Source organism: Paramagnetospirillum marisnigri, from assembly GCF_001650715.1.
GTDB lineage: Bacteria > Pseudomonadota > Alphaproteobacteria > Rhodospirillales > Magnetospirillaceae > Phaeospirillum > Phaeospirillum marisnigri.
Map to the genome: position 1 here is coordinate 24919 of NZ_LWQT01000050.1, position 25649 is coordinate 50567.

Sequence of the window (25649 nt, forward strand, 5' to 3'; positions counted from 1 at the left end):
TGCTAGGGGGGATATGCCATGAAGCGTGCCATCTGCTTGGCCGGAGGCGGTCCCGCCGTCGGCCTGTCCATCGGTGCCCTGGATCGCCTGCACCGTGAAAAGGATATCCGGTTCGAAGTTTGGAGCACCGCCTGCATCGGCGCCTGGCTGGGCATCGCCTGGAACCAGTCGCCACGCGGTCAGGAGGTCGGTTGGGTCTCCGATTTCTTCAAGAAGATCTTCCGTCCCGACGATGTCTATCATCGCTTCCCCATCGCCGCCGCCTTCGCGCCCGACTTCGCCGGTTGCGCCGAGAATGCCCTGAACTTCGTCCTGGATTCGCGCAATTACGAGAAACTGGTGGTGCCCGAGGCCATCAAGCAGGCCAGCGACGATCTCGTCGACTTCATGACCAAGCCGCAACGCTGGTCCAATGCAAACCTCAATGCGGTGATGCTCAACGATGTGCTGGCGGTCAATCCGGCCAGTCGGTTCCTCACCAGTTGGATGTATCTGTCCGCCACCAAGGGCCTGAGCCGCATCTTCTATTCCGACAGCGCCTTCCTGCAGGAACTGGATTTCACCAAGCTGTACGACGAGGGTCGCCCCGCACTCTACCACAATGCCTATAATCTGAGCGCCGGACGGCTGGAATTGTTCAGCAATCGCAAGAAAAGCGTCTTCCGCGACACCCGCAGCCCGGATGACGCCCCGAAATACCTGCCCTGCCCAAGCATTTCCGCCCAGACGCTGTGCGCCTGCTCGGCCCTGCCCTATATCGAGGAGCCGGTCACCATCGGCAACGAGACCTATTGCGAAGGCGCCACCGTCGATACCGTCAACTTCCAGGACCTGCTGACCAATCATCCCGACCTGGACGAGGTCTGGGTCAGCCGCATTCTGGATCGCAAGCAGATCCGCCGCCCTCATAACCTTTACGACGCCCTCAACAATCTGGTGATGCTGTTCGCCGCGACCACCAGCGAGGATGATGTGAAGTTGTTCAAGTATCACCTCATGGAAACAAAATCGAAAGTGACGGTGATCGAGATCCCGGTGGACCATCACATCAATTACGACTGGAGTTGGTCCAATCTGGACCGGTCCATCAGGGACGGTTACGCCGCGGCGGACAGGGCGATACGAAAGTATCGGGGCGGGTGACCAGGATGCGATTCTCCTTGATAAGTCGATCGGCGACGCACTGTGCCTTTGCCGGGTGTATATGACAAATGTATCGCTCGCTGGGGGCCATCTCGCATGATATCAATAACTATTGAGCGTGCCTGAGGGGGAAGCGATGCGGTTTCTCGATGACGTGAAGATTTGGGCCAAGATCGCCATCGTGCCCGTCGTCGCCACCATCGGTCTGGTCGTTATCGCCGTTCTCGGCATGCAGGGGCTGCGAACCCAGCAGGCCGCCCTGGACCACATCGCCGACGTCTCCTTCGCCAAATCGGTGCGGATCGGCGATTTCAGCGACATCCTGCAAGACGCCCATTCCGATCTCTACCGTCTGCTGACATGGAACGCGGCCGGAGTGGAGGAGGCCAAGGTCGCCAAGGTCGAGGTCGGCTTCAACGATGCCATGGTGAAGGCGCGGAAATTCATTGGCGAGTACCGCGCCCAGTTCGCGCTGGAACCGGAAGAAGACCGTCTTCTCAAATCCCTGGACGTGGCCCTGGCCACCTACAAGCAGAATACCGACCAGGTGATTTCCATGCAGAAGATGGATTTCACCGCCGCCGTCTCCTTCATGTGGACAGCGCAGGACTCGTTTCAGGCCCTGATGGGCGAAACCCGCAGCTTCGTCGAGCTGGAAGCCAGACTGGTGGACAGCAGCCGCAAGGCGGCCGAGGTGGCGGCCTCATCGGCGCGGAGCTGGTTCATCACTGTCGCCTTGGTGGTGCTGGCCCTGTTGGCGGTGATCTCCATCTTGCTGGTGCGCGGCATTTCCAGCGCGGTGGGGGGTATGACCAAGGCCATGGAACGACTGGCCGATGGCGATCTTTCGGTGCAAGTCCCGGCCATCGGCCGCAAGGACGAGATTGGTGCCATGGCCGCCACTGTCCAGGTGTTCAAGGACAATGCCCAGCGGGTGCGCAAGCTGACCGAGGAGCAGGAAACCCTGCAGAATCAGGCGGAACAGGCCAAGCGCCAGGCCATGTCGGATCTGGCCGCCGAGATCGAGAGCTCGGTGCGCTCGGCGGTGGACGGCGCGTCCAAGGCCGCCGATTCCATCCGGGGCGAGGCCGAGGTGCTGGCGGCCAATGCCGAAACCGCCATCAGCCAGACCGCCCAGGTGGCCGATTCCTCGGAACAGGCCAACGGCAATGTGGAAACCGTGGCCCAGGCGGCCGAGCGTCTGGTGGGCTCCATTTCAGAGATCAACCGGCAGGTGGCGGAATCCTCGCGGGTGGCGGGCGAGGCGGTGGCGGAAGCCGCCAGGACCGACGAGACCGTCAAGACCCTGACCGCCGCTTCCGGCAAGATCGGCGTGGTGGTCGGCCTGATCAACGATATCGCGTCCCAGACCAATCTGCTGGCGCTCAATGCCACCATCGAGGCGGCAAGGGCGGGCGATGCCGGCAAGGGCTTCGCGGTGGTCGCCAACGAGGTCAAGACCCTGGCCAGCCAGACGGCGCGCGCCACCGAGGAAATCACCGGCGAGATCACCGCCATGAAGGCCGCCACCGATCAGGCTGTGCAGGCCATCGACGGCATCGTCGCCACCATCGGCCGGGTCAACGAGGCGCTGGAGGCCATTTCCGGCGCCGTCGCCGAGCAGGGCCGCGCCACCACGGAGATTTCTTCCTCGGTGGGGCAGGCGGCCGAGGGCACCCGAACGGTGTCGTCGGGCATCGGCGAGGTTCGCCGGGTTGCCGATCAGGTGGGGGCGGCGGCCGCGTCGGTTCATGTCACCACCGAGACCCTGGTGGGCGAGTTCGGCCGGTTGCAGTCCCAGGTGGACGGGCTGGTGGCTCGTCTGCGCTCCGCATAACCAAACAAGGAGGAATGTCGTGATGAAATTCGCCAAACTGGCCGTATTGGCCGCCTTTGCCGTGGGAATGGGGGCATCGCAGGCCCAGGCCGCCGACGAATGCCCCGCCGCCCAGGCGCTGGTGGACAAGGCTATCGCCCATTACAAGGCGGTGGGCCAGGAAAAGTCCTATGCCGATTTCATGAACAAGGACAACAAGGACTGGGTCAATGGCGAGCTTTACGTCATCGTCTCGACCATGGACGGCATCTTCAAGGCCCATGCCATCAATCCCAAGTTGATCGACAATCAGCAGTTGCCGATGTTGAAGGATACCAATGGCGTCCTGATCATCCAGGAGATGATCAAGGCGGGCAAGTCCGGTCCCGGCGGCGCCTGGGCCAAATACACCTGGACCCATCCCGAAACCAAGAAACTGGCGCCCAAGCACACCTGGGTGAAGCCCAACGGCGACCTGCTGTTCATGGCCGGATGCTATCCGCCGGCGTAAGCGAAGTGCCAGGCTCTCACTGGGTTTGAGAGCATCGCCTTGGGGGATTTACCACCAAGGCACCAAGAGTGCGGAGCAAGCCGCCCCTTTTTCGTCATGGCCGGGCTCGTCCCGGCCATCCACGCGGTTCGGTCCGAGCGCCGTTGGGCATATTGGTTCTAGCGGATGGGCACGACGCTTTAGCCCGCGCATGACGGAAAAGGGAAATCCCCTTTGTGTTGCGATTCTTGGCCGCCAGGGGATCGCGCCGCCAAAATAAACCGCGCAGCCGTGGACTTGAACCGATCTCCCAGGATCAGATATCGGCGGCCGCCAGATCGTTGTGCAATACCCGCGAAGCCGGGAAGGTGACGATGGCGCTGGTACCCCGGCCGATGGCGCTGTCGAGCAGCAACTGCCCGCCATGGGCGTTGACCAGGGCCTTGGTGAGGGGCAGTCCCAGGCCGCTGCCCTCGTATTTGCGTGACAGCCGGGTGTCGGCCTGCACGAAGGGCTCCATCACCCGGGTCAGGTCCTCGGGCGTCATGCCGATGCCGTTGTCGGTGATGGTGATCTGGTAATCGTCGAATTGGGTCAGGTGGGCACTGATCTCGACCCGGCCGCCGTCATCGGTGAACTTGACGGCATTGGACAGCAGATTCAGCATCACCTGCCGAATCCGGCGCTCGTCGGCCAGCAGCAGTGGCAGGCGGTCGGGCAGGGAATCGACGATCTGAATGCCGGAATTGCTGGCACGTCGGGTCATCAGCCGGATGGATGTGCGAATGACCTCGATCACGTCGACCGGTGATTCCTGAAGATCGGTCATCCCGGCCTCGGCCTTGGACATGTCCAGGATATCGTTGATCAGTTCCAGCAGATGCATGCCGCTGTCGTGGATATCGTCCACATAGGTGCGGTAGTTGGCGGGCTCCAGCGGCCCGAAGATCTCGTGTTTCATCATCTCGGAAAAGCCGATGATGGCGTTGAGCGGCGTGCGCAGCTCGTGGCTGATATTGGCCAGGAAGGTGTTCTTTGCCCGATTGCCACGCTCGGCCTCATCCTTGGCATGGCGCAGGGTCTGTTCCGTGTGCTTGCGGTCGGTGACGTCGGTGAAGCTGAGGATCAGGCCGCCGCCCGGCATGGATGACGAGCGCACTTCCATCACCATGCCGGAATCGGCGGCATGCTCGAAGACCATTTCGGGCCGCTCGCGGATGCTTTCGGCCAGGTCGCTGGTGATTCTGACCGCGTCCTCGCCCGCCGGGCGGTCGCTGACCGCCAGCAAGGTGATGAACAGGGAAATGTCGATGGCGCCGGGCTTGATCTCGCCGCCGGGCAGGCTGAGCATGCGCAGCGCCGCCCGGTTGAGCGCGATCAGGGTGTCGTCGCCGTCGAACACCGCGATGCCCTGGGCCATGTTGTCGATGATGGCCTGCAGGCGGTTGGCCTGGGCGCGGAAGCGCGCCTCGCCCTGGATCAGGGCATCTTCCACCCGCTTGCGCTGGGTGATATCGCGCACCACGCCGATGAAGGTGAGCATGTTGCCGTCGCGCATCTCGGTGATGGCGAGGTCCAGGGGGAAGGTGGTGCCGTCGCGGCGCAGCCCCACGACCTCGCGGCCCGATCCGATGATGCGTTTCAGGCCCGAGCCGAGATAGCTGCTGATATAGCCGTCATGCTGGCTGTGGTAAGGCTCGGGCATTAGCATATTCACATTGCGCCCCACCACTTCGTCGGCGCCGTAGCCAAATATCCTCTGGGCCGCCGGATTGAACGACAGCACCGTTCCGGTCTCGTCGATGGTGATGATGCCGTCCACCACCGTATCCATGACACCCTTCAGCCAACCAACGGTGTTTTCCAGCGAGGTCTGGGCCTGCTTGCGGATGGTGATGTCGCGCAGGATGCGCAGCCAGCCGCCGTCATGGGTCGGGTAGGCATTGGCCAGCACCCACAAACCATTGCGGAACTGTTCCTCGATGCCGGTGCTGGTGCGGGTGGAAAGCTTGAGGTCGATCCAGCCCTGGTCAAGTCCTTCGATCCGGGCGAATGCCCGAACCAGGTCGTCGAAGCGGATGCCGGGTTGAAGCATGTCGCGCACCGGGGCCAGCAGCGCGCGATAGCGTTCGTTGCAGATGATCAGGCGATGCTCGGAATCATACAGCGCCACGCCATCGGTGCCGTTGCTTAGCGCTTCCACCAGCAGGCGCTGGGCGGCGGCGGCCTTGTCGGGCTGTCGTCTGGCGCGACGGCGGGTCCAGGCCAGCGTTGCCGCCGAACCCACCAAAGCTCCGAACAGGGCTGCCGCTGCCGCGACCTCCATGGTGCTCCTGAGAAAATGCAGCCTTAGTCGTCGTAGGCGGCGAGGCTGACGAAGGGAACGTCCAATTCCTGCAGGCGCTGGCGCCCAGGCAGGAAGGACAACTCGATGATGGAGGCGGCGCCGGTAACGTGGGCGCCGATCTTGCGCAGCAGCTCGATGCCGGCCAGCACGTCGGGCTGAAACTGGCGGACCTCGCGGGCGAGGCGGCCCATGGCCACGGCCCAGGCGTCGGCATGGGCCAGCAGGGTCGAAATGTCGTAGAACAGGATGCCCGGCTTGGGGAAGTCGGGGACGCCGCGAATGTGGTCTTTGATGTTCATGGCCGCGCTCGATGTTGCGAATTCTGACGTATGGTAACGGCAGGGGCAGGCCCGGTCAAAGCAAACACTCGGTGATGGCGCGCTCTACCGCCGCCACCGGAATGGTGGCCATGTCGCTGCCGCCATAATCCTGGGCCCTCACCACTGTCAGCCGTTGGGCATTGGGGGCGAATTTCTCGGGCGGGGTCGGGCCGAACAGCGACACCAGCGGGATGTCGCCGCAGGCCAGCATGTGGCCGGTGCCGCTGTCATTGGCCAGGGCGCAGGCCATGCGGCGGGCCAGGGCGATGGTCAGCATGGGCGAAGGGGCGGCGGCTTCCTGCAGCGGCAACAAGGCGCCGGGAAGCAGGCGTCGTACCGGCTCGATCCAATCGGCCTCGGCCGGTCCCAGCAGGACCACCGGAGTCATGCCCCGTCGCGCCAGGGTATTCCCCAACTCGCAGAACCGCTCCAGCGGCCAGCATTTGTGCTTGCCGCCCGCGCCGGGCGCCAGCCCCACATAGCACGGCCCGGCGGGCAGCAGGCGGTCGGCCTCGGCCTCCACTCCGGCGTCATGGGGCAGCGGCGCCATGTCACGGGGACGATGGGGGGCGGCGAGGTCCAGCAGCACCGTCATCTGCTTGGCCAGCGAGGCCGGGCGGCGGTGATCGGCGGGCCGGGCGGCCGACAGGCGGAATCCGGCGGCGGCCGAGATGAAGCGGCCATGGCGGATGCGCCTGAGGATCAGGGTGGTGAGCAGGCGGCGCTGGGTGTCGATGATCAGGTCGAAGCGGCGGCTGGGCAGGGGATTGGCGAAAAGCTCGCTGACCCGGCTGCCGATTCCGGCATCGTCCAGCACCTCGTCCACCAGCCCGGCCACCAGCGGCGCCAGGATACCGGCGAAGACGGTATGGCCCTTCCCCGCCATCCAGGTGATGCGAGCCTGGGGGAAGGCGGCGCGCAGGGACCGCAGGAAAGGCAGCTTGATCAGCCCGTCGCCGACCGCATCCAGGCCCACATAGACGAGAATGGAAGAGTTTTCCCCCTCCCCTCGGCCGTGCCGGGGGGAGGCCGGGAGGGGGGCGCCCCCACCCCGACCCTCCCCCACCGGGGGTGGGGGAGGGGGGGGATTCGGCTCAGCCATCGTCGCGGATGAAGGCGCGCGGACCCTTGACGGTGACGCGGCCCTCGGCCACCAGCTTCAGAGCCGCCGGATAGGCCTGGTGTTCCTGTTCCAGAACCCGGGCGGCGAGGCTGTCCTCGGTGTCGGAGTCCAGCACCGGCACCGCCGCCTGGATCAGGATCGGCCCGTCGTCCAGGTCGGGGGTGACCAGATGGACGGTGCAGCCGTGCAGCTTCACCCCGGCCTCGATGGCGCGCTGGTGGGTGTGCAGTCCCTTGAACGAGGGCAGCAGCGAGGGATGGATGTTGATCATGCGCTCGCGCCAGGACTCGACGAACCCGGCCGACAGCAGCCGCATGAAACCGGCCAGGCAGACGATCTCGATCCCGGCGGCGCGCAGGGCTGAGTCCATTTCGGCGTCGAAGGCTTCGCGCGTGGCGAAGCCCTTGTGCGGAATCACCAGGGTGGGCACCCCGGCCTTCTCCGCCCGCTCCAGGGCATAGACGCCGGGAATGTTGGAGATCACCAAAGCGATCTCGGCCGGAAAAGCGGGATCGGCGCAGGCATCCAGCAGGGCCTGGAGATTGCTGCCCCGGCCGGAGACCAGGACGCCGACCTTCTTCCTCACGCCCAGCCGTCCTGGTTGAGCACCTGGCTCTGCGCCTCGTCGCCCACCCGCTGGCGGATGCGGCCGATGCGATACACGGTCTCGCCGCCCGCCGTCAGGATGCGTTCGGCCTCGTCGGCCTTGTCGGCGGCGCAAATCACCACCATGCCGATGCCGCAGTTGAAGGTCCGCGCCATCTCGTGGGGGACCACGCCGCCCTCCTTGGCCAGCCACTTGAACACCGGGGCCAGGGTCCAGGCGGAGCCGTCGATCTCCGCCACCACGCCCTCGGGCAGGACGCGCGGCACATTCTCGATCAGGCCGCCGCCGGTGATGTGGGCCAGGGCCTTGACGGTTCCGGCGCGGATGGCGGCCAGACAGCTTTTCACATAGATGCGGGTGGGTTCCAGCAGCGCCTCGCCCAGTTTGGCGCCCGGCGCGAAGGGGGCGGCGGCGTCATAGGACAGGCCGCCCTTTTCGACGATGCGGCGCACCAGGGAATAGCCGTTGGAATGGACGCCCGACGAGGCGAGACCCAGCAGCACGTCGCCCTCGGCCACGTCCTCGACCGGCAGCAGTTGGCCCCGTTCGGCGGCGCCCACCGAGAATCCGGCCAGATCATAGTCGCCCTTGGCATACATGCCCGGCATCTCGGCGGTCTCGCCGCCCACCAGGGCGCAGCCCGCCTGACGGCAGCCCTCGGCGATGCCGGCGACGATGGCCGTTCCGGCGGTCACGTCCAGCTTGCCGGTGGCGTAATAGTCGAGGAAGAACAGGGGCTCGGCGCCCTGGACCACCAGATCGTTGACGCACATGGCCACCAGGTCGATACCGACGGTATCGTGCTTGTTCGCCTCGATGGCGACCTTCAGCTTTGTGCCGACGCCATCGGTGGAGGACACCAGGATCGGGTCGGTGAACCCGGCGGCCTTGAGGTCGAATAGCGCGCCGAATCCGCCGAGACCGGCGGCGCCGCCCGAACGGGCGGTGGACTTGGCGAGCGGCTTGATGGCCTCGACCAATGCCTCGCCCGCGTCGATGTCGACGCCGGCGTCGCGATAGGTCAGGCCCTGCTTGTCGGTATGCACGGGAATGGGCTTCCTCGGGGGCTTCGGTGTGGTATGGTCGGCACGAAAATCTGGTGGAAGATACTTCATCCCATGTGGTTTGCAATGGCTTCTCTCCGCCGTCTCGGCGCAGCCCTCATCCTCGGAATTCTCCTGGCCGCGCCCGGCGCGGCGCGGGCGGCCGACGCCTTTGCCGTGCGCGGAATCGAGATGGACGTGACCGCCCAATCGGTGGCCGCCGCCCGTGAGCAGGCCTTCGCCGAGGCTCAGCGCATCGGCTTCCGCCGTCTGCTGGAACGCCTGACCATGCCCGCCGATCACGGCCGCCTGCCCACCGCCGACGCGGTCCAGTATGTGCGCGATGTCGGCATCGAGCAGGAACGCTCGTCCTCGGTGCGCTATATCGCCACCCTGGCGGTGCGTTACAACCCGGCGGCGGTCAGGAAACTGCTGCGCGATGCCGGGCTGAAATACGCCGAGCCCCGGCCCCGGCCGGTGGTGGTGATTCCGGTGTTCAAGGCGCAAGGCGCGGGCCGCGCCGTGCTGTGGGACGACCCCAATCCGTGGCGGTCCGTCTGGAACCTGCTGGGCACGGGCGCCCTGGTGCCGCTGGCGGTGCCCAGCGGCGATACCACCGACATGGCCACGCTGGGGGCCGACAAGGCCTTGGCCGGGGATATGGCGGGGTTGTCGGCGTTCGGTGCCCGCTACCGGACTTCGGATGTGCTGGTGGCGGCCGCGGCCGTCAACGCGGCGGGCAGCGCGCTGGATGTGTCCCTGGGCGGCATTCCCGGCGTTCTGAAGCCCTTCGATGTCAAAAGCTATCCCATGGGTGATGCCGGAGTGGATGTGGCGCTACGCGCCGCCGCCCTGGATATCGCCAACGGCCTGGATGCCGCCTACAAGCAGCAGAACCTGCTGTCCTTCGACCGGGCCTCCACCATGGCGGCCATGGCGCCGCTGAAGGGGCTGGAGGACTGGCTGGCCATTCGTGAGCGTTTGGCCCGGGTGCCCATGGTGCGGCGCTGGGAAATCGTGTCGCTGTCGCGCGAGGAAGCCGCCCTGATGCTGTATGTGGCGGGCGATCCGGAACAGGTCAAGGCTGCCCTGGGCGGGGCGGGTCTGGCGTTGGACTGGGCCGAGGGCTACTGGACCATGAAGCCCAAATGACGGAGGAACGGCAGATGAAACCGGCCATGACGCCGGGCCAGCGCATCAGGATCTGGGCCATGGGCGCCGTGGCCTTCCTGGTCATGCTTTACCTGCTCCGCAGCGTGCTGCTGCCCTTCGTGGCGGGCATGGCCATCGCCTATTTCCTCGATCCCCTGGCCGACCGGCTGGAGCGGGCGGGACTGTCGCGCATCCTGGCGACCGCCATCATCACCTTGTTCTTCTTCTCGCTGTTCGGGGCGCTCCTGTTCCTGCTGATACCGGTGCTGGAGCAGCAGGTGGTGACCTTCGTGCAGAGGCTGCCCGGCTATGTGGCGACCCTGAACGAGCGGGCTCGGCCGCTGCTGCACGAGTTCTACAGCCATCTGTCTCCCGCCGAGGTGGAAAAGCTGCAAAGCTCGGTGGGGGCCTATGCCGGGACCGCCGTCGGCTGGGTGGTGGAGGTGGGCAAGGGCGTGCTGACCGGTGGCATCGCCATCCTCTCCATCCTGTCGCTGCTGTTCATCACCCCGGTGGTGACCTTCTATCTGCTACGCGACTGGGACCACATGGTCGACACCATCGACGGCTGGCTGCCCCGCCACCGCGCCGAGACCATCCGGGGCGAGTTGAAGACCATCGACCGGACCCTGGCCGGTTTCGTGCGCGGCCAGGCCACGGTCTGCCTCACGCTCGCGGTGTTCTACGGTGCCGGATTGACCCTGACCGGCCTCGATCTGGGGCTGATGATCGGCATCGGCACCGGTCTTGGCGCCTTTGTTCCCTATGTGGGGATGTTGATCGGCCTGATCGCCAGCATGGGCCTCGCCATCGCCCAGGGCGCCGAGCTGCACCTGATCGGCGGTGTCGGCGTGGTGTTCATCATCGGCAACATCCTGGAAGGCAATATCCTGACGCCCAAGCTGGTGGGCGACCGGGTCGGGCTGCATCCGGTCTGGATCATCTTCTCGCTGCTGGCGGGTGGCGCCCTGTTCGGCTTCGTCGGTATCCTGCTGGCGGTTCCGGCGGCGGCGGTGATCGGGGTGGTGGTGCGATTCACCCTGAACAACTACCTGACCAGTTCGCTCTATCACGGCGGAGAGACGTGAACGGAGCCCAGCTTCCCCTCGATCTCGGACATGTCACCGCCCTGGCCGAGGATGATTTCCTTCCGGCTCCCTGCAATGCCGAGGCCCTGGCCTGGCTGGAGCGCTGGCCCCACTGGAGCGGCAGGGTTCTGGCGATCCACGGGCCGGAAGGCTGCGGCAAGACCCATCTCGCCCATCTGTTCGCCGCCCGCACCGGCGGGGTGATCCTGCCCGCCCACCGGCTGGCGGTGGACATGGCGCCGCGCCTGCTGGAGGCAGCGCCCACCCTGGCGCTGGAGGATTGCGATGGCGGGGAACTGGACGAAGACGCCCTGTTCCACCTGATCAATCTGGTGCGCGAACAGCGCGCCTTCCTGCTGCTGAGCGGGCGTCTGGCGCCCGCCCGCTGGCCGGTGGTCCTTCCCGACCTGCGCTCCCGTCTCAATGCCCTGCCGGTGGCTTCCATCGGCGCCCCCGACGATGCCGTGCTGGCGGCGGTGCTGGTCAAGCAGTTCGCCGATCGCCAGATCAAGGTGGGGGAAGGGGTGGTGAGCTATCTGCTGGGGCGGATGGATCGCAGCTTCGCCGCCTGCGCCCGGCTGGTGGAGCGCCTGGACAAGGCATCCCTGGCCGAGCATCGCGCCGTGACGGTGGCGCTGGTCCGCAAGGTTCTGGAACGGGAGGTGGAGCATGGATCTGGGACTGGCGGGCCGTAGGGCCATTGTCTGCGGCGCCTCCCGCGGCCTGGGCCGCGCCGCGGCCGAATCCCTGGCCCGCGAGGGTGTCCATGTGGTGATGGCGGCGCGCCGTTCCGATATTCTGGAGGCGGCCTGCGCCGATCTGCGGAACCGGTTGGGCGCCTCGGTGGAGGCGGTGGCGGTGGACGTCACCACGCCCGAGGGCCGCGCCGCCCTGCTGGCCCGGCTGCCCGATCCCGACATCCTGGTGACCAATGCGGGCGGGCCACCGCCCGGCGATTTCCGCGATTGGAGTCGCGACGACTGGATCAAGGCGCTGGACGCCAACATGCTGACCCCCATCGAACTGATCAAGGCCACGGTGGACGGCATGATGGCGCGTAGCTTCGGCCGCATCGTCAACATCACCTCGGGGGCGGTCAAGGCGCCCATCGACATCCTGGGCCTGTCCAACGGTGCCCGCGCCGGACTGACCGGCTTCGTCGCCGGTCTGGCCCGGAAGACGGTGGCCCGCAATGTCACCATCAACAACCTGTTGCCTGGCGCCTTCGACACCGACCGGCTGCGGGCCACGATGGCGGGCCAGGCCAAGGCCCAGGGGATCGGGCTGGAAGAGGCCCTGGCCCGGCGGGCGAGCGGGATTCCGGCCGGGCGCTTCGGCGATCCTGCGGAATTCGGCGATGCCTGCGCCTGGCTGTGCTCGGCCCAGGCGGGCTATGTCACCGGCCAGAACATCTTGCTGGATGGCGGCGCCTATCCCGGGGTGATGTAGGGCGGGCTGAAGGACCGCCGCCACGAGCGCAAGGCGCCCGCGCCGCCCATGCGGCGAGAGCCAAGCCGCCGGAGGCGGCGCCCGGCGATTGAGGGCAAACGAGTCGGCGCCTATCCCGGGGTGATGTAGGGCGGGCTGGGCTGCATTGTCATCCCGACGCCCCTTTGGGGGCGGAGGGATCTCCGCCTGGAATGGCTGTGCCCAATTGGGAGACATCGGTCCAGGATGGGATCCCTCGCGTCGCTTGGGATGACGCGACCATCAGAATCGGGCTCGTGATGCCTATTCCGATCCGATATCCTTGGGCCGCACGAAGCGGACCAGCGAGCCGCTGCCCGCCTCCAGCTCGCCCCAATGGGTGATGCGCAGTTCGATCTCGGCCAGGGCGCCGGTAGAGAATTTCTCGTGCAGCTTGGCCAAGGCCTCGGGCTCGCCGTTATGGCCGACCAGGGTCTCGGCCAGGCGGCCGATGCCGGGATTGTGGCCGATCAGCAGTACCGAGCCCACATGATCGTCCAGGCGGCGCAGCCGGTGCAGCAGATCGCCCCGGCTGGCCTCGTAGATCTCGTCCTCGATGGAGACCGGCACGCCTTCCAGCCGGGGCTCGATGCGGTCCCAGGTGGCCCGGGTGCGCAAGGCCGACGACACCAGCGCCAGGGCCGGTCGGATGGCGTTGCGTTCCAGGTAATGGCCCATCACTCCGGCGGCGGCATGGCCGCGTTCCGACAGGGGGCGGTCGCGGTCGTCCTGGCCGGGAACGTCCCAGCTGGACTTGGCATGGCGCAGGAGAAAGAGTTTTCGCATATCCGTAACAGCCCGAACCATGACAGTGAGGTTTCCAGGATATATAAATAACTGCGGCAACGCCAAGCCTGCCCACTCGGAGTGATGACGTGACCAGTTCCACCCCCGTCGATCTGCCTGCCATCGATATCGAATCCAAGGACCGCTTCATCAACCGGGAGCAGTCCTGGCTGGCCTTCAACGGCCGGGTCATCGACGAGGCCTTCAATCCTCATCACCCGCTGCTGGAGCGCCTGCGCTTCCTGTCCATCTCGGCCGCCAACCTGGACGAGTTCTACATGGTTCGCGTGGCGGGCCTGAAGGGGCAGGTGGAAGCCGGAGTGATGACCACCAGCCAGGACGGCCTGACCCCGGCGCAGCAGCTGGTCGCCATCAATGCTCGGGCGACCGAGCTGCTGACGGCGCAAATGCGGTGCTGGCGCGAGTTGAAGGATGCCCTGCGCGACGCGGGCATCGCGGTGGTTGATCGTACCGAGCTGACCAAGTCAGACATGAAGTGGCTGGAAGACCGCTTCATGGAGCATGTCTTTCCGGTGCTGACGCCGCTGGCCATCGATCCGGCCCATCCGTTCCCCTTCCTGCCCAATGCCGGTTTCGCGGTGGTGCTGCACCTGTTCCGCCTGGACGATGGCGAGGTGCTGCGCGCCCTGCTGCCGCTGCCCAGCCAGGTGGAACGCTTCACCCGCCTGCCCGGCGACGCCATCCGGTTCCTGCCGCTGGAAGAACTGGTTCTCCTGTTCATCGGCCATATCTTCCCCGGCTTCCGCATGGAGGCCTATGGCATGTTCCGGGTCATCCGCGATTCGGAAATGGATATCGACGAAGAGGCCGAAGACCTGGTGCGGGTGTTCGAATCCGCCCTGAAGCGACGCCGCCGCGGCAATGTGATCCGTCTGTCCTTCAACGAGGGCATCCCCGAGGACCTGAAGAATCTGGTCATCGCCGAAATGCATGTCGATCCCGATGACGTGTTCGAGATCGACGGCGTGCTGGGACTGGTGGATACCAAGCGGCTGATCGTCGACGAGCGCCCGGACCTGCTGTTCGCGCCCTATAATGCCCGATTTCCCGAACGGGTGAGGGATTTCGGCGGCGACTGCTTCGCCGCCATCCGCAAGAAGGATATCGTGGTCCACCACCCCTTCGAAAGCTTCGACGTGGTGGTGCAGTTCATCCGCCAGGCCGCCCGCGACCCGCAGGTGGTGGCCATCAAGCAGACGCTGTACCGCACCAGCGCCGATTCCCCCATCGTCAAGGCGCTGGTGGAAGCCGCCGAGGCGGGCAAGTCGGTCACCTGCATGGTGGAGTTGAAGGCCCGCTTCGACGAGGAGGCCAATATCCGCTGGGCCCGCGACCTGGAACGGGCCGGCGCCCAGGTGGTGTTCGGCTTCCTGGAACTGAAGACCCACGCCAAGATTTCCCTGGTGGTGCGCCGCGAGGGCGGCAATCTGGTGTCCTATGTCCATTTCGGCACCGGCAACTACCACCCCATCACCGCCAAGATCTATACCGACCTGTCCTTCTTCACCTGCGACCCGGCGCTGTGCCGCGACGCGGCCAAGACCTTCAACTACATGACCGGCTACGCCACGCCGGACAAGCTGGAAAGCCTGTCCATCGCGCCCATGTTCCTGCGCAAGAACATCGCCGCCCTGATCGAGAACGAGATCGAGAACGTCAAGGCGGGCAAGCCCGGCGCCATGTGGCTGAAGATGAACTCCCTGGTCTGCCCGCAACAGATCGACGCCCTGTACCGCGCCTCCCAGGCGGGGGTGAAGATCGATCTGGTGGTGCGCGGCATCTGCTGCCTGCGTCCTGGCGTTCCGGGGCTGTCGGAAAATATCCGGGTGAAAAGCATCGTCGGTCGCTTCCTGGAACATTCCCGAATCTTCTGCTTCGGCAACGGCCACCGGCTGCCGTCGCGCCACGCCAAGGTGTTCATCTCCTCGGCCGACTGGATGCCGCGCAACATGGACTGGCGGGTGGAAAGCTTCGTTCCCATCGAGAATCCCACGGTGCATCGCCAGATCCTCGACCAGATCATGGTGGCCAATCTCAAGGATCAGGCCCAGACCTGGATTCTGCGCGCCGATGGGGTATATGAGCGCTTCATGGCCGAGGAAGGCGCCTTCAACGCCCATACCTATTTCATGACCAATCCATCACTGTCGGGACGGGGCAGCGCCGGAGAGCGGGGCAGGCGGCCCAAGCTCCAGATCGACTCGCCGGTCTAGCCCGCCATGAAGATCAAGCTGCGCCAGGACCCCATCGGCATCGTCGATATCGGGTCCAATTCCATCCGCCTGTGCGTCTATGACATCGCGCATCGGGTGCCCGTGCCGCTGTTCAACGAAAAGGCGGTGTGCGGTCTTGGCCAGGGCTTGGGGCAGAGCGGCAGACTCAATCCCGAGGGGGTGGAAGCCGCCCTGGCCGGAGTCGGGCGCTTCGTCGCCCTGTGCCGGGCCATGGAGGTGTCGCGCCTCGACATCCTGGCCACGGCGGCGGTGCGCGATGCCAGCGATGGCGACGCCTTCGTGCGCGAGGTGGAACGGCGCTTCGACGTGGAGGTCAAGGTTCTGTCCGGCGGCCAGGAAGCCAAGATGGCGGCCATGGGCGTGCTGTGCGGCACGCCCGACGCCAATGGCATCGTCGCCGATCTGGGCGGCGGCTCGTTGGAACTGGTGACGGTACAGGACCGGGATTTCGGCCGTTACCAGACCATGCCGCTGGGCCTGCTGCGTCTGGCCGAGGCTTCGGGCGACGACCGCACCAAGGCCAGCGTCATCGTCGATGGCCACCTGAAGGCCATCACTTGGCTGGAGGAAGGCAAGGGCCGCAATCTCTATGCGGTCGGCGGCGCCTGGCGCGCCATCGCCCGCATCTGTATCGCCCAGACCCAGCATCCGCTGACGGTGCTGGACAATTTCTCGCTGGATGCCCGCGAGGCGCTGCGCATCCTGGATCTGGTCTCGGCCCAAAGCCGCAAGTCGCTGGAAAAGGTCCCCGGCGTGTCCCGGAAGCGGGTGGGGGGGCTGCCGCTGGCCGCCCTGATCCTGGAACGGGTGGTCCGCGCCGTCCAGCCCGCCCGGCTGGTGTTCTCCATCTATGGCATGCGGGAAGGCCAATTCTTCAAGCGCCTGCCCGACAAGATGAAGTCCGAGGACCCCTTGCTGGCGGTGTGCCGCCAGATGGCGGTGTTGAATTCCCGCTTCCCCGAGCATGGCGATGAGCTGCGCGCCTGGATGGCGCCGCTGTTCCCCGACGAGACCCCGCGCGAGAAGCAGCTGCGCCACGCCGCCTGCCTGCTGTCCGACATCTTCTGGAACGAGCATCCCGATTACCGGGCGGAGCAGGCCTTCCTGCGCATCCTGCGGCTGCCCTTCATGGGGGTCGGCCACCGCCACCGCGCCGCCATCGCCTTCGCCATCTATTGCCGCTATCAGGGCGACGAGGATTCTCCGCTGGTGGCCCGCGCCATCGGATTGGTCGAGGAAGACTGGCTGCGGCGCTCCCGCATTATCGGCCTGGCCCTGCGCCTGGCCCAGACCCTGTCTGGCGGCGCTCCCAATCTGCTGCGCCAGACCCGGTTGATGGCCGAGGACGGCTATCTGGTGCTGGAGGTTCCCGCCAACAATCCGGCCTTCGGCATCGAGATCGACCGCAGCTTCGACCGGCTGGCCAAGGCCATGGGCTGCGAGGCCCTGGTGGTGAGGCGGGTGGCGTGACGATTCGCATCTACATCGACGGTGACGCCTGTCCGGTCAAGGACGAGGTCTTCAAGGTGGCCGGGCGCTATGACCTGCCGGTGACGGTGGTGGGCAATGCCTGGTTGCGGCTGCCCAATGATCCCAGCCTGACCATGGTGGTGGTGCCGGAAGGGGCCGATGCCGCCGATGATCGCATCGTCGAGTTGATCGAGGCCGCCGATATCTGCGTCACCAACGATATCCCCCTGGGGGGGCGCTGCCTGGCCAAGGGGGCGCTGGCCATCCGGCCCAACGGCAAGCCCTTCACCGAAGCCTCCATCGGCGACGCCCTGGCGACGCGGGAGTTGATGAACGCGCTGCGCGAGACCGGCGCCATCACCGGTGGTCCGGCCCCCTTCGCCAAGGCCGACCGCTCCCGCTTCCTGTCGGCGCTGGACACATTGGTCCATCAGGCCAGGCGCCTGAAGCGGTAAGGCTGTCCGAGTTTGGTGGGAACGGAGTTCTCTTTCGTCACCCCTGGCCCCCGGATCACCCGCAGACTTGATCCGGGGGTCCATGGATGGCCGGGTCGAGCCCGGCCATGACGAGGTGAGAGGGGGCTTCCACCTAAACCGGGCAAACTCTAGGACTCGTCATCTCCTTCCTTTATTCCCGGTAGGCGAGCGCCTATGCTGCGTCGCAGCAAGATTCTCGGACCCGATCCCCATGCCCATCTATTATCTGCGCAGGCTGTCCGGCGACAAGCGGACATCCTCGGCCAACAAGCATCTCGGCTATTCCCTGGCCTTCATCGCCGGGGCGATCAACGCGGGCGGCTTCCTGGCGGTGGACCGCTATACCTCACATATGACCGGCATGGTTTCGTCCATGGCCGACAGCCTGATTCTCGGTCATTTGGGCGTGGTGGTGATCTGCCTGGGGTCGTTGGCCGCGTTCGTGGCGGGATCGGCCTATTCTGCCATTCTGATCAACTGGGGACTTCACCACCGCACCCACAGCAAATATGCCTATCCGCTATTGTGGGAAGCCCTGCTGCTGCTGTGCTTCGGTCTGATGGGCGGCTGGCTGGAACTGCACGAAAGCGGCTTCATTCCGGTCACCGTGATGCTGCTCTGCTTCATCATGGGGCTGCAGAACGCCATCATCACCAAGATTTCCAATTCGGAAATCCGGACCACCCATATGACAGGCATCGTCACTGATATCGGTATCGAATTGGGCAAGGCCTTCTATATCAATTCACAGGCCGAGACCGCCCACTACAAGCCGGTGCGAGCCAACAAGGCGCGACTGGCGCTGCTGTCTTGCCTGTTGCTCTCATTCTTCTGCGGCGGCGTGATCGGGGCCTTCGGTTTCAACCATATCGGCTATTCCTCGACCATCCCCCTGGCGGCTTTCCTGGTGGTGCTGGCCATCGTCCCCTTGGTCGACGATGTACGGACCCGGCGCCGGGTATTCCTGCGCCATCGCCTGCAAGACCGCTCCAGACGCCTCAGAAGGCCGCCGGCAGACGCAGAGTGAAGCGGGCGCCGCCGCCGGGCAGGTTGTCGGCATCCAGGCTGCCGCCATGGTCGCGGGCGATGCCATAGGAAATCCACAGCCCCAAGCCCGTGCCCTTGCCAACCGGCTTGGTGGTGAAGAAGGGGTCGAACACCTTGGTCAGGATGTCCTCGGCGATGCCGGGGCCATTATCTTCCACCGTCAGCACCGCCTCGCCCTTGTCCATGTGGCCCTGGACCGAGATGCGGCCGCCACTGATTCCGGCCACCGCGTCCAGGGCGTTTTCCACCAGATTGACGATGACCTGGTGCAATTGCCCGGCATTGCCGCGAATGGGCAGTGGCGCGGAGAGATCCACGCCCACCGCGGCGCTGCCCCGGCTGCCCGATGACGACCATTGCACCGCCTTGGCCGCGACTTCCGACAGATTGAAGCTTTCCGGCCCGCCCGCGCTGGAAAAGGACAGGCGTTTCAGGCTGCGCACGATATCGGCCACCCGCTGGGCGCCCTCGGTGGTGCCGCCGATCAGGGCCGGGAGGTCGGCCAGGGTATTGTCGATGCGCAGTTCCTGGCGCAGGCGCTGGCGCAACTCGTCGGAGCAGCCGCCGTGGATGGCGTCGAGATAGGCGCCGATGCGCTCGGAATACTTGGCCAGGGCGTGGACATTGCCGTAGACGAAGCTGATGGGGTTGTTGAGCTCGTGGGCGACACCCGCGATCAGGCGTCCCAGCGAGGCCATCTTCTCCTGCTGCACCAGTTGCGCCTGGGCGGTCTTCAGCGCCTCGTAGGCGCGGCGCAACTCGCCCACCGGCCGCCCGGTCAGCACGATCCCGGCGGGCAGGCCGCGATGGTCGAGGCGGGTGGCGCAGTTGAGCGCCACCGGCTCGGTCTGGCCGCCATCGGCGGAGCGGAAGCGGACCTCGCGCTCGAGGCCGGGCTGGGCATCGATCCAGCTATAGAGGCGCAACTCGCCGGTGGTTTCGGCCAGCAGCTCGTCCAGCGGCCGTTCGAACAGGTCGACCTCGGCATGGCCGGTCAGGCGCAGGAAGGCGAGATTGACCTGGAGGATATGGCCGCGCTGGTCGCAGACGATCAGGATGTCGGACACCGCCGACAGCACCGAATTGATGAAACGCTGGGCCTCCTCCAGGGCGGTGTTCTTTTCCTCCAGTTCCACCTCGTACTGGATCAGGTCGGAATAGACCTCCTCCATCTTGCGGATGACCTCGATCCAGGCGGTCTCCTGGGCGGTGGCGGCATCGGGTTCGGCGGCTCCGGCGAAGTCATAGGCGGACGAGGGGCGGGGATCGGCATAGGTGGCCATCTTAGGGCGTAAACCCATAAATGGCGTGGTCGCGACACTGGCGATTTTTGCTTCCGGACAGGCGCCCGGCCTTCCGTGGACTGGCGGTCCACCAGGGGCGGGCAACGCAGCCGGGGGCCAAAATCGCCGTGTCCGTTCCGGCTGCGGACAAAATGGTGGACTGGTGCGTCGAAACGCTCGTCCATAGCCCCACTATGCTCATCGCGTTTCTCCTGCCATTCCGCCATTTTCTCCAGCAGCGCGTCTAGCGCCATTTATGGGTTTATGCCCTAGCCCTCCCGTTCCAATCCATAGCGCCGCAGCTTGGCCCGCAAGCCGACGCGCGACAGGCCGGTTTCCTCGGCCACCCGGGTGATATTGCCATGATGGCGGCCAAGCGCCTCGGCCAGGATGCGGGCTTCCAACGCTTCCACCTGATCCTTCAGGCTGCCCGGGCGGCCGGGGCCGCAAATGGCGCCCTGGCGCCTGAGGCGCGGGCTGATCAGGTCGGGGCCGAGGCGCTTGCCATCGGCCAGGGCGGCCATGCGCTGAATCTCGTTTTGCAGCTCGCGGACATTGCCGGGCCAGTCATGGACCGCCAGCAGCTCCAGCGCCTCGGGGGCGAAGGCCAGGTCGGGCCGGGCGAAGCCCTTGCGGGTTTCCGCCAGCAACCGCTCCGCCAGCAGCGGAATATCCATGGGCCGTTCGCGCAGCGGCGGCAAATGGATGGGAAAGGCGGCCAGCCGGTAGAACAGGTCGCGGCGGAAGTGTTTTTCCCGCACATCCTCTTCCAGGTTGCGGTTGGTGGCCGCGATGACGCGCACATCGACCCTGCGGGTCAGGCGGGCACCCAGGGGGCGGATTTCGCCCTCCTGCAACACGCGCAGCAGCTTGACCTGGAAGGCGGGTGAGGTTTCTCCGATCTCGTCCAGGAAGATGGTGCCGCCATTGGCCTGTTCGAACAGGCCGATGCGGTCCTCATAGGCGCCGGTGAAGGCGCCCTTCTTGCAGCCGAACAGTTCCGATTCCAGCAACTGGTCGGGCAGGGCGCCGCAGTTCTCCACCACAAAGGGCTTGTTGCCGCGCGGGCTGGAATAATGGATGGCGCGGGCCAGCAGTTCCTTGCCGGTGCCGGACTCGCCGGTGATCAGCACCGAGATGTCGAAACCCGACGCCCGCCGCGCCATGTGGATGGCCTCGGCCAGCGGCGAATTGGCGGCATGGGTGATGCCGTCGAAATGGTGGTGGCGCTTCAAGGTGCCGGTCTTGGCGACGATGGCCTTTTCCAGCATGGCCGGAGCCACCTTGAGGTCCAGGCTGGCCTGGGCGCTTTCCCGCTGCAGCTGATAGAGCCGAAGGGCGCCGTGCAGGGTCTGGACCAGGGCGTCGGGTTCCCACGGCTTGGTGATGTACTGGTAGATGCCCGCCTCGTTGACGCCCGCGATGATATCCTCGGCGTCGGAATAGCCCGAAATGATCATGCGCACCGGATCGGGCCAGCGGGCGCGAACCGTCTTCAGGAATTCCACGCCCTGGACTCCGGGCATGCGCTGGTCGCACAGGATGGCATGGACCATTTCCTGCTCCAGCAGTGTCTCGGCTTCCTCGGCGGTGGAGGCGGTCAGGACTTGGAACTCATCCGACAGCACCCGGCGCAGCGCTTCCTGCGACTGCCGTTCGTCGTCCACCACCAGGATGATCGGAAGATTGGTCATGAGGGCATTGTTCGCAGTATCCTGCTGCAGGTCAACACCAACCCAAGGCGATCGAGGATGACATGTCGGAACTGATGACGGAAATCCGCGATAGCCGGGTCGAGGTGGGAAGCTTGGCCCTGTGGTTCCTGGGCCAGAACGGCTGGATGGTGAAATCGCCCGAGGGCGTGGTGGTGGCGGTGGACCCCTATCTCTCCAATTCCTGCCATCCGTCGCGGCGCGGGCTCGACCTGGATCGGCTTGTGCCGGTGCAACTGGCCCCCGAGGCGCTGGAAGCCGATCTGCTGATCTGCACCCATTCCCACAAGGATCACGCCGATCCCGAGACCCTGTGTCCCTGCGCCCGGTCAGGCAAGGTGAAGCGGTTCATGGGGCCCGGCGATACCCAGGCGGTATTCGATCTCGCCGAAATCGCTGAAAGCGACCGTCTGCTGTCCTGGCCCAATCAGGTCACGGAATTGGGGGATCTCACCCTTACCGGGACCTTCGCCCTGCCCACCGACGCGGGCGACCTGACCCATATGGGTGTCATGGTCCAGGCGGGGACCGGCCCGAAGCTTTGGATCACCGGCGATACCGCCTGGTGCGACCTGCTGGCCGAAGCTGGGCTGAAGCATTTGCCCGACGTGGTCTGCCTGCCCATCAATGGCGGCTATGCTAACCTGTCTCACTGGGAGGCGGCGGAACTGGTGCGCCGGGTCGATCCGGCCCAGGCGATACCCTGTCACTGGGACATGTTCGCCGATAACTCCTGTGATCCTCGCATGTTCCAGGCTTCGCTGACCGTCAAGGGCATGGGCGAGAAGTACCGCATGCCGCAACATGGGGTCCGCATGGTGATTGAGAAGGGGTGACGCGAATGTGGATACGGGGTCTGGCCAGGACGGGAGTCTTCCTTGCTGTCGTCTTGCTGTTGGCTGGTCCGGCCGGGGCCAGCGGGCTGATCGAGGAAGGCATCACTCTGTCGGCACGGTTCGATGGCGATGCGCTCGATCTCGAGGCGTTGGTGGTCAGGCCCGATGACGGCGGCCGCCATCCCCTGGTCCTGCTGAGCCATGGCGCGCCGCGCCGGGCCGAGGACCGCGAGGGCATGCACGCCAGCGCCCAATTATCGAAGGCCCGTGAATTCGCCCGTCGCGGATGGGTGGCGGTGGCGGTGATGCGCCGGGGCTATGGCAATTCCGAGGGGGACTACGTGGAAAGCTCGGGGCGCTGCGACAATCCCGATTATGTGGGATCGGGGCGACGATCGGCGGAAGATCTGCGCCAGGCCATCCGGGCCATGGCCGCCAAGCCCTATGTGGATGCCTCAAAGGTGGTCGCGGTGGGGCAGTCGGCGGGAGGCTTCGCCAGCGTGGCCCTGGCCGCCGATCCCCCTCCGGGCCTGGCGGCGGTGATCAATTTCGCGGGCGGCCGTGGGTCCACCAAGCCGGACGAGGTCTGCGTCGCCGACCGGCTGGTGGCGGCTTTCGCCACCTTCGGCCGCACCGCGCGGGTGCCCATGCTTTGGGTCTATACCGAAAACGACCACTATTTCGGACCGCGACTCGCCAACCGCTTTCATACCGCCTTCACCGAGGCCGGCGGTCGGGCGCAACTCATCCGGGCCCCGGCATTCGGCGACGATGGCCATCTGCTGTTTTCCACCAAGGGCATCGGCCTGTGGACTTCCTATGTGGATGACTTCCTGGCCGCCCAGGGGCTGACCCAGTTCGCCCGGCCGCTGCCGCCGCGCGACGTCTCGGCGATTTCCTATCCCAGCGGCCTGTCGGACAAGGGACGGGCGGCCTATGCCCAGTTCCTCGATGCCGGGCGCCACAAGGCCTTTGCCATGTCGAAAACCGGGGCCTACGGTTGGCGTTCCGGGCGGTCAAGCACTGACGAGGCCATGGAAGAGGCATTGGAAAAGTGCACCAATTTTTCGACCAAGCGATGTTTCCTGGTGATGGTCGATGATGAAGCAATACAGTAAGACTATCGATCGATAATTACTGAATGCCGAGTTTCGGTTTCATGTTGCTTCATTCCGGAAAGCATCATCTTGTTTGCACGTATTAATGCGTTCAAATCGTGCGCCCATGGCTTCACTTGTGTGTCGGGGCGATGATGGGTAGGGTCTCTGAATCTGACAGCAGGCGGGGCTGTCGTGCAGAGTGACGCCAAGGCACGTCTTTGGTGATGGATGGAGGCGACGTCTTGCCAGGCTCTCCGCCACAAGCCGAGGAGGGGTGAATGTTCTTCAAGACCTGGTCTGACCTGGGCGCGGAAAAACAGCGGCTCGTTACCTACATGGCTGCCCTCGTGGCGGTGGTGTATGGCTCCCTGATCTGGATCAGCGCCTCGAACATGGCCGACAATCGCATGCGCGCCAGCCATAACCATCAGGTGCGCATGACCGCCGACGTGGTCGAACGCGGCCACACGCCGCCGGAGGCCCTTCCTGCCGATGGCAATTTCGCCACTGTCACGGTGGGAACCTATCTGGACAATATCGATACCTTCTCGATCAAGGATTCGAGCTGGTCGGCCAATTTCTACATATGGTTCAACTGGACGGGGCCAAAGACGCTGGACCCCGGCGGCAAGATGGTGGTGGTGGATGGCATCATCAGCAAGAAGGACCTGCTTGAGGAATATCACGGGGACAATGACAGCCATTACCAGAAGTATCGGGTATCGGCGAAATTCCTGAAGTTCTTCGACACGTCGCGGGTTCCTATCGAAAGCCACATGCTGAACATCTATATCGAGGATGGTGCCCGCGACGGGACCAAGCTGCGCTATGTGGCGGATAAGTCCGCCAATATCAGCTCTCGGGTCCAGATTCCCGGCTATAAGGTGGCCAGCCACGCCAATGTGGTGAAGCCCCACACCTACCGCTCGGCCTATGGCGATCCCCGCCTGCCCGCGGGTGACAAGAAGACCTTCACCCAGTACATCGTCGGCATCGACATCGTTCGGGCCAATATGGGCGTCTACGGCAAGATCTTCCTGTCGCTGTTCGCGGCCCTGGCCCTGGCCCTGTCCAACTTCTTCGTCAAACCCTCGGATGTGGGGCCGCGCTTCTCGCTGCCCACCGCCGCCTATTTCGGCGCCGTGGCCAATTCCTATGTCGCCAATTCCATCCTGCCGCCGTCAGGGTCGTTCGGATTGGTGGATTATGTGGCGGCCTTCGGCCTGGGAACCATTTTCCTCACGATCGCCCTGGCCCTGTTGTCCAACTACATCTTCGTCAAGAAGGATGACAAGGCGCTGTCCTATGTGCTGGACCGCACCATGTTCTTCGTGCTGCTGGCCTGCTGCCTGATCGGCAATATCGTCATTCCGTGGAGCGCCATGGGCTGACCCGGTCGGTTCAAGATGCCCCCATCCCGGCTTGTCGGTCGGAATGGGGGCGCTGGCTGGGGGGCTGGAAATAGGGGTCCTGCCATGGAAAGGCGTGAGTCCTGTTGATTGTCCTGTGAATTCATGGCGTTGTCTAAAAATAGCGGCGATTGGAGGGGGATGATCGGCTGGACGTCTGGAAAAGCCGGTTGCCGCACGGGCATTTCCGTATTTCCTTGATGTGCCCCCGGAGTTTGGATCGCCGGAGGCTGGAGTTTCCGGCGTTCTGATGTGCCCCCGGAGTTTGGATCGCCGGAGGCTGGAGTTTCCGGCGTTCTATCACTGTGGCCGGCTGGATGAGCCATCGTGATTTTGCAACGAAATCGGGACCTTGTACCCGATGGCGCCATGGGGGCGCTGCTCGTTGTAGTAAGTACGCCAAGCCTCTAATTTTTCCCGGGCGTCGTCAAGGCTGAGAAACCAGTGGGCGTTCAGGCACTCGGCTCGGAAGCGCCCATTGAATGCCTCGATGAAGGCGTTGTCGGTGGGCTTGCCGGGACGCGAGAAGTCCAGAACCACGTCATGGACATAGGCCCAGAGGTCCAGGTCCCGGGAGATGAATTCCGAGCCCTGATCGACCCGGATCGTCCTTGGATAGCCAACTTGGCGGCAGACCTGCTCTAGCGTCTGGACCACATTCTCGGCCCGGTAGCTGAAA

The 25649-nt window shown here is 65.1% G+C and carries 23 protein-coding genes; 14 read left to right on the plus strand and 9 right to left on the minus strand.

The window, feature by feature from the left end; all coding sequences use genetic code 11:
- Positions 1-18: 18 nt before the first annotated feature.
- From A6A04_RS08935 to A6A04_RS08945, 3 genes are all read left to right on the plus strand, one after another.
- Positions 19-1143 (plus strand): patatin-like phospholipase family protein, encoded by a 1125-nt coding sequence (locus A6A04_RS08935; RefSeq protein ID WP_068492038.1) that lies wholly within the window; start codon positions 19-21, stop codon positions 1141-1143.
- 136 nt (positions 1144-1279) lie between these two features.
- Positions 1280-2980, plus strand: a complete 1701-nt coding sequence (locus A6A04_RS08940; RefSeq protein ID WP_082914817.1) for a methyl-accepting chemotaxis protein — start codon at positions 1280-1282, stop codon at positions 2978-2980.
- Positions 2981-3002: 22 nt separating this feature from the next.
- Positions 3003-3470 carry a cache domain-containing protein gene (locus A6A04_RS08945; RefSeq protein ID WP_068492041.1) on the plus strand — a complete coding sequence of 156 codons (468 nt, stop codon included), beginning with the start codon at positions 3003-3005 and terminating at the stop codon, positions 3468-3470.
- A 295-nt stretch (positions 3471-3765) separates the two neighbouring features.
- Here A6A04_RS08945 and A6A04_RS08950 read toward each other — a convergent pair whose 3' ends face one another.
- The 5 genes from A6A04_RS08950 to purM all read right to left on the minus strand — a co-directional run bounded on the left by A6A04_RS08950 (position 3766) and on the right by purM (position 8871).
- Positions 3766-5775 (minus strand): sensor histidine kinase, encoded by a 2010-nt coding sequence (locus tag A6A04_RS08950; RefSeq protein WP_068492044.1) that lies wholly within the window; start codon positions 5773-5775, stop codon positions 3766-3768.
- Between the two features lie 23 nt (positions 5776-5798).
- The gene (locus A6A04_RS08955) at positions 5799-6095 is read right to left on the minus strand and encodes a type I phosphoribosyltransferase (RefSeq protein ID WP_068492045.1); all 297 of its coding nucleotides are present in this window, start codon (positions 6093-6095) and stop codon (positions 5799-5801) included.
- Between the two features lie 55 nt (positions 6096-6150).
- Positions 6151-7092: a glycosyltransferase family 9 protein gene (locus tag A6A04_RS08960; RefSeq protein ID WP_245651138.1), complete on the minus strand. Its 942-nt coding sequence runs from the start codon at positions 7090-7092 to the stop codon at positions 6151-6153.
- Positions 7093-7210: 118 nt separating this feature from the next.
- Entirely contained in the window at positions 7211-7825 is a 615-nt protein-coding gene (gene purN, locus A6A04_RS08965; RefSeq protein WP_068492048.1) for a phosphoribosylglycinamide formyltransferase, read from the minus strand.
- Positions 7822-8871 (minus strand): phosphoribosylformylglycinamidine cyclo-ligase, encoded by a 1050-nt coding sequence (gene purM, locus A6A04_RS08970; protein WP_068492081.1) that lies wholly within the window; start codon positions 8869-8871, stop codon positions 7822-7824. The genes purN and purM overlap by 4 nt, the downstream gene beginning before the upstream one ends.
- Positions 8872-8976: 105 nt before the next feature.
- On the opposite strand from purM, the gene A6A04_RS08975 reads away from it, so the two are divergent.
- From A6A04_RS08975 to A6A04_RS08990, 4 genes are read left to right on the plus strand one after another with little or no spacing between them, the layout of a single operon-like run.
- Positions 8977-10041 carry a DUF2066 domain-containing protein gene (locus tag A6A04_RS08975; RefSeq protein WP_068492050.1) on the plus strand — a complete coding sequence of 355 codons (1065 nt, stop codon included), beginning with the start codon at positions 8977-8979 and terminating at the stop codon, positions 10039-10041.
- Entirely contained in the window at positions 10038-11129 is a 1092-nt protein-coding gene (locus A6A04_RS08980) for an AI-2E family transporter (protein ID WP_245651140.1), read from the plus strand. Before A6A04_RS08975 ends, A6A04_RS08980 begins: the two co-directional genes overlap by 4 nt.
- On the plus strand, positions 11126-11824 hold the full coding sequence (locus tag A6A04_RS08985) for an HdaA/DnaA family protein (protein ID WP_068492052.1): 699 nt from the start codon (positions 11126-11128) through the stop codon (positions 11822-11824). The genes A6A04_RS08980 and A6A04_RS08985 overlap by 4 nt, the downstream gene beginning before the upstream one ends.
- A complete protein-coding gene (locus A6A04_RS08990; RefSeq protein ID WP_068492053.1) occupies positions 11799-12578 on the plus strand; it encodes an SDR family oxidoreductase in 780 nt (259 codons plus the stop codon). Before A6A04_RS08985 ends, A6A04_RS08990 begins: the two co-directional genes overlap by 26 nt.
- Before the next feature lie 282 nt (positions 12579-12860).
- Here the strand turns inward: A6A04_RS08990 and A6A04_RS08995 are convergent, their stop codons facing one another.
- The gene (locus tag A6A04_RS08995; protein WP_068492056.1) at positions 12861-13382 is read right to left on the minus strand and encodes a SixA phosphatase family protein; all 522 of its coding nucleotides are present in this window, start codon (positions 13380-13382) and stop codon (positions 12861-12863) included.
- An 89-nt stretch (positions 13383-13471) separates the two neighbouring features.
- Here A6A04_RS08995 and A6A04_RS09000 point away from each other — a divergent pair, with 89 nt between their 5' ends.
- The 4 genes from A6A04_RS09000 (at position 13472) to A6A04_RS09015 (ending at position 18610) form a co-directional block, all read left to right on the plus strand.
- Positions 13472-15616 (plus strand): RNA degradosome polyphosphate kinase, encoded by a 2145-nt coding sequence (locus A6A04_RS09000; RefSeq protein WP_068492057.1) that lies wholly within the window; start codon positions 13472-13474, stop codon positions 15614-15616.
- 6 nt (positions 15617-15622) lie between these two features.
- On the plus strand, positions 15623-17107 hold the full coding sequence (locus tag A6A04_RS09005) for a Ppx/GppA family phosphatase (protein WP_068492059.1): 1485 nt from the start codon (positions 15623-15625) through the stop codon (positions 17105-17107).
- A gap of 2 nt (positions 17108-17109) precedes the next feature.
- On the plus strand, positions 17110-17562 hold the full coding sequence (locus A6A04_RS09010) for a YaiI/YqxD family protein (protein ID WP_216636088.1): 453 nt from the start codon (positions 17110-17112) through the stop codon (positions 17560-17562).
- Between the two features lie 232 nt (positions 17563-17794).
- Positions 17795-18610 (plus strand): YoaK family protein, encoded by an 816-nt coding sequence (locus A6A04_RS09015; protein ID WP_068492061.1) that lies wholly within the window; start codon positions 17795-17797, stop codon positions 18608-18610.
- Here A6A04_RS09015 and A6A04_RS09020 read toward each other — a convergent pair.
- Together A6A04_RS09020 and A6A04_RS09030 are read right to left on the minus strand one after the other, a co-directional pair.
- Positions 18582-19913: a sensor histidine kinase gene (locus A6A04_RS09020; protein ID WP_068492063.1), complete on the minus strand. Its 1332-nt coding sequence runs from the start codon at positions 19911-19913 to the stop codon at positions 18582-18584. The genes A6A04_RS09015 and A6A04_RS09020 overlap by 29 nt on opposite strands.
- Positions 19914-20182: 269 nt before the next feature.
- Complete coding sequence (locus tag A6A04_RS09030) at positions 20183-21607, minus strand: sigma-54-dependent transcriptional regulator (protein WP_068492067.1); 1425 nt, start codon at positions 21605-21607, stop codon at positions 20183-20185.
- Positions 21608-21669: 62 nt separating this feature from the next.
- Between A6A04_RS09030 and A6A04_RS09035 the strand changes: the two genes are divergently transcribed.
- From A6A04_RS09035 to A6A04_RS09045, 3 genes are all read left to right on the plus strand, one after another.
- Entirely contained in the window at positions 21670-22461 is a 792-nt protein-coding gene (locus A6A04_RS09035) for an MBL fold metallo-hydrolase (protein WP_068492069.1), read from the plus strand.
- A gap of 5 nt (positions 22462-22466) precedes the next feature.
- The gene (locus A6A04_RS09040) at positions 22467-23579 is read left to right on the plus strand and encodes an alpha/beta hydrolase family protein (protein ID WP_068492071.1); all 1113 of its coding nucleotides are present in this window, start codon (positions 22467-22469) and stop codon (positions 23577-23579) included.
- A 260-nt stretch (positions 23580-23839) separates the two neighbouring features.
- Positions 23840-24952: a hypothetical protein gene (locus A6A04_RS09045; RefSeq protein WP_068492073.1), complete on the plus strand. Its 1113-nt coding sequence runs from the start codon at positions 23840-23842 to the stop codon at positions 24950-24952.
- A gap of 318 nt (positions 24953-25270) precedes the next feature.
- Here A6A04_RS09045 and A6A04_RS09050 read toward each other — a convergent pair.
- Positions 25271-25649 (minus strand): integrase core domain-containing protein (locus A6A04_RS09050; RefSeq protein ID WP_156612540.1); only part of this gene is annotated, 379 nt, incomplete at its 5' end.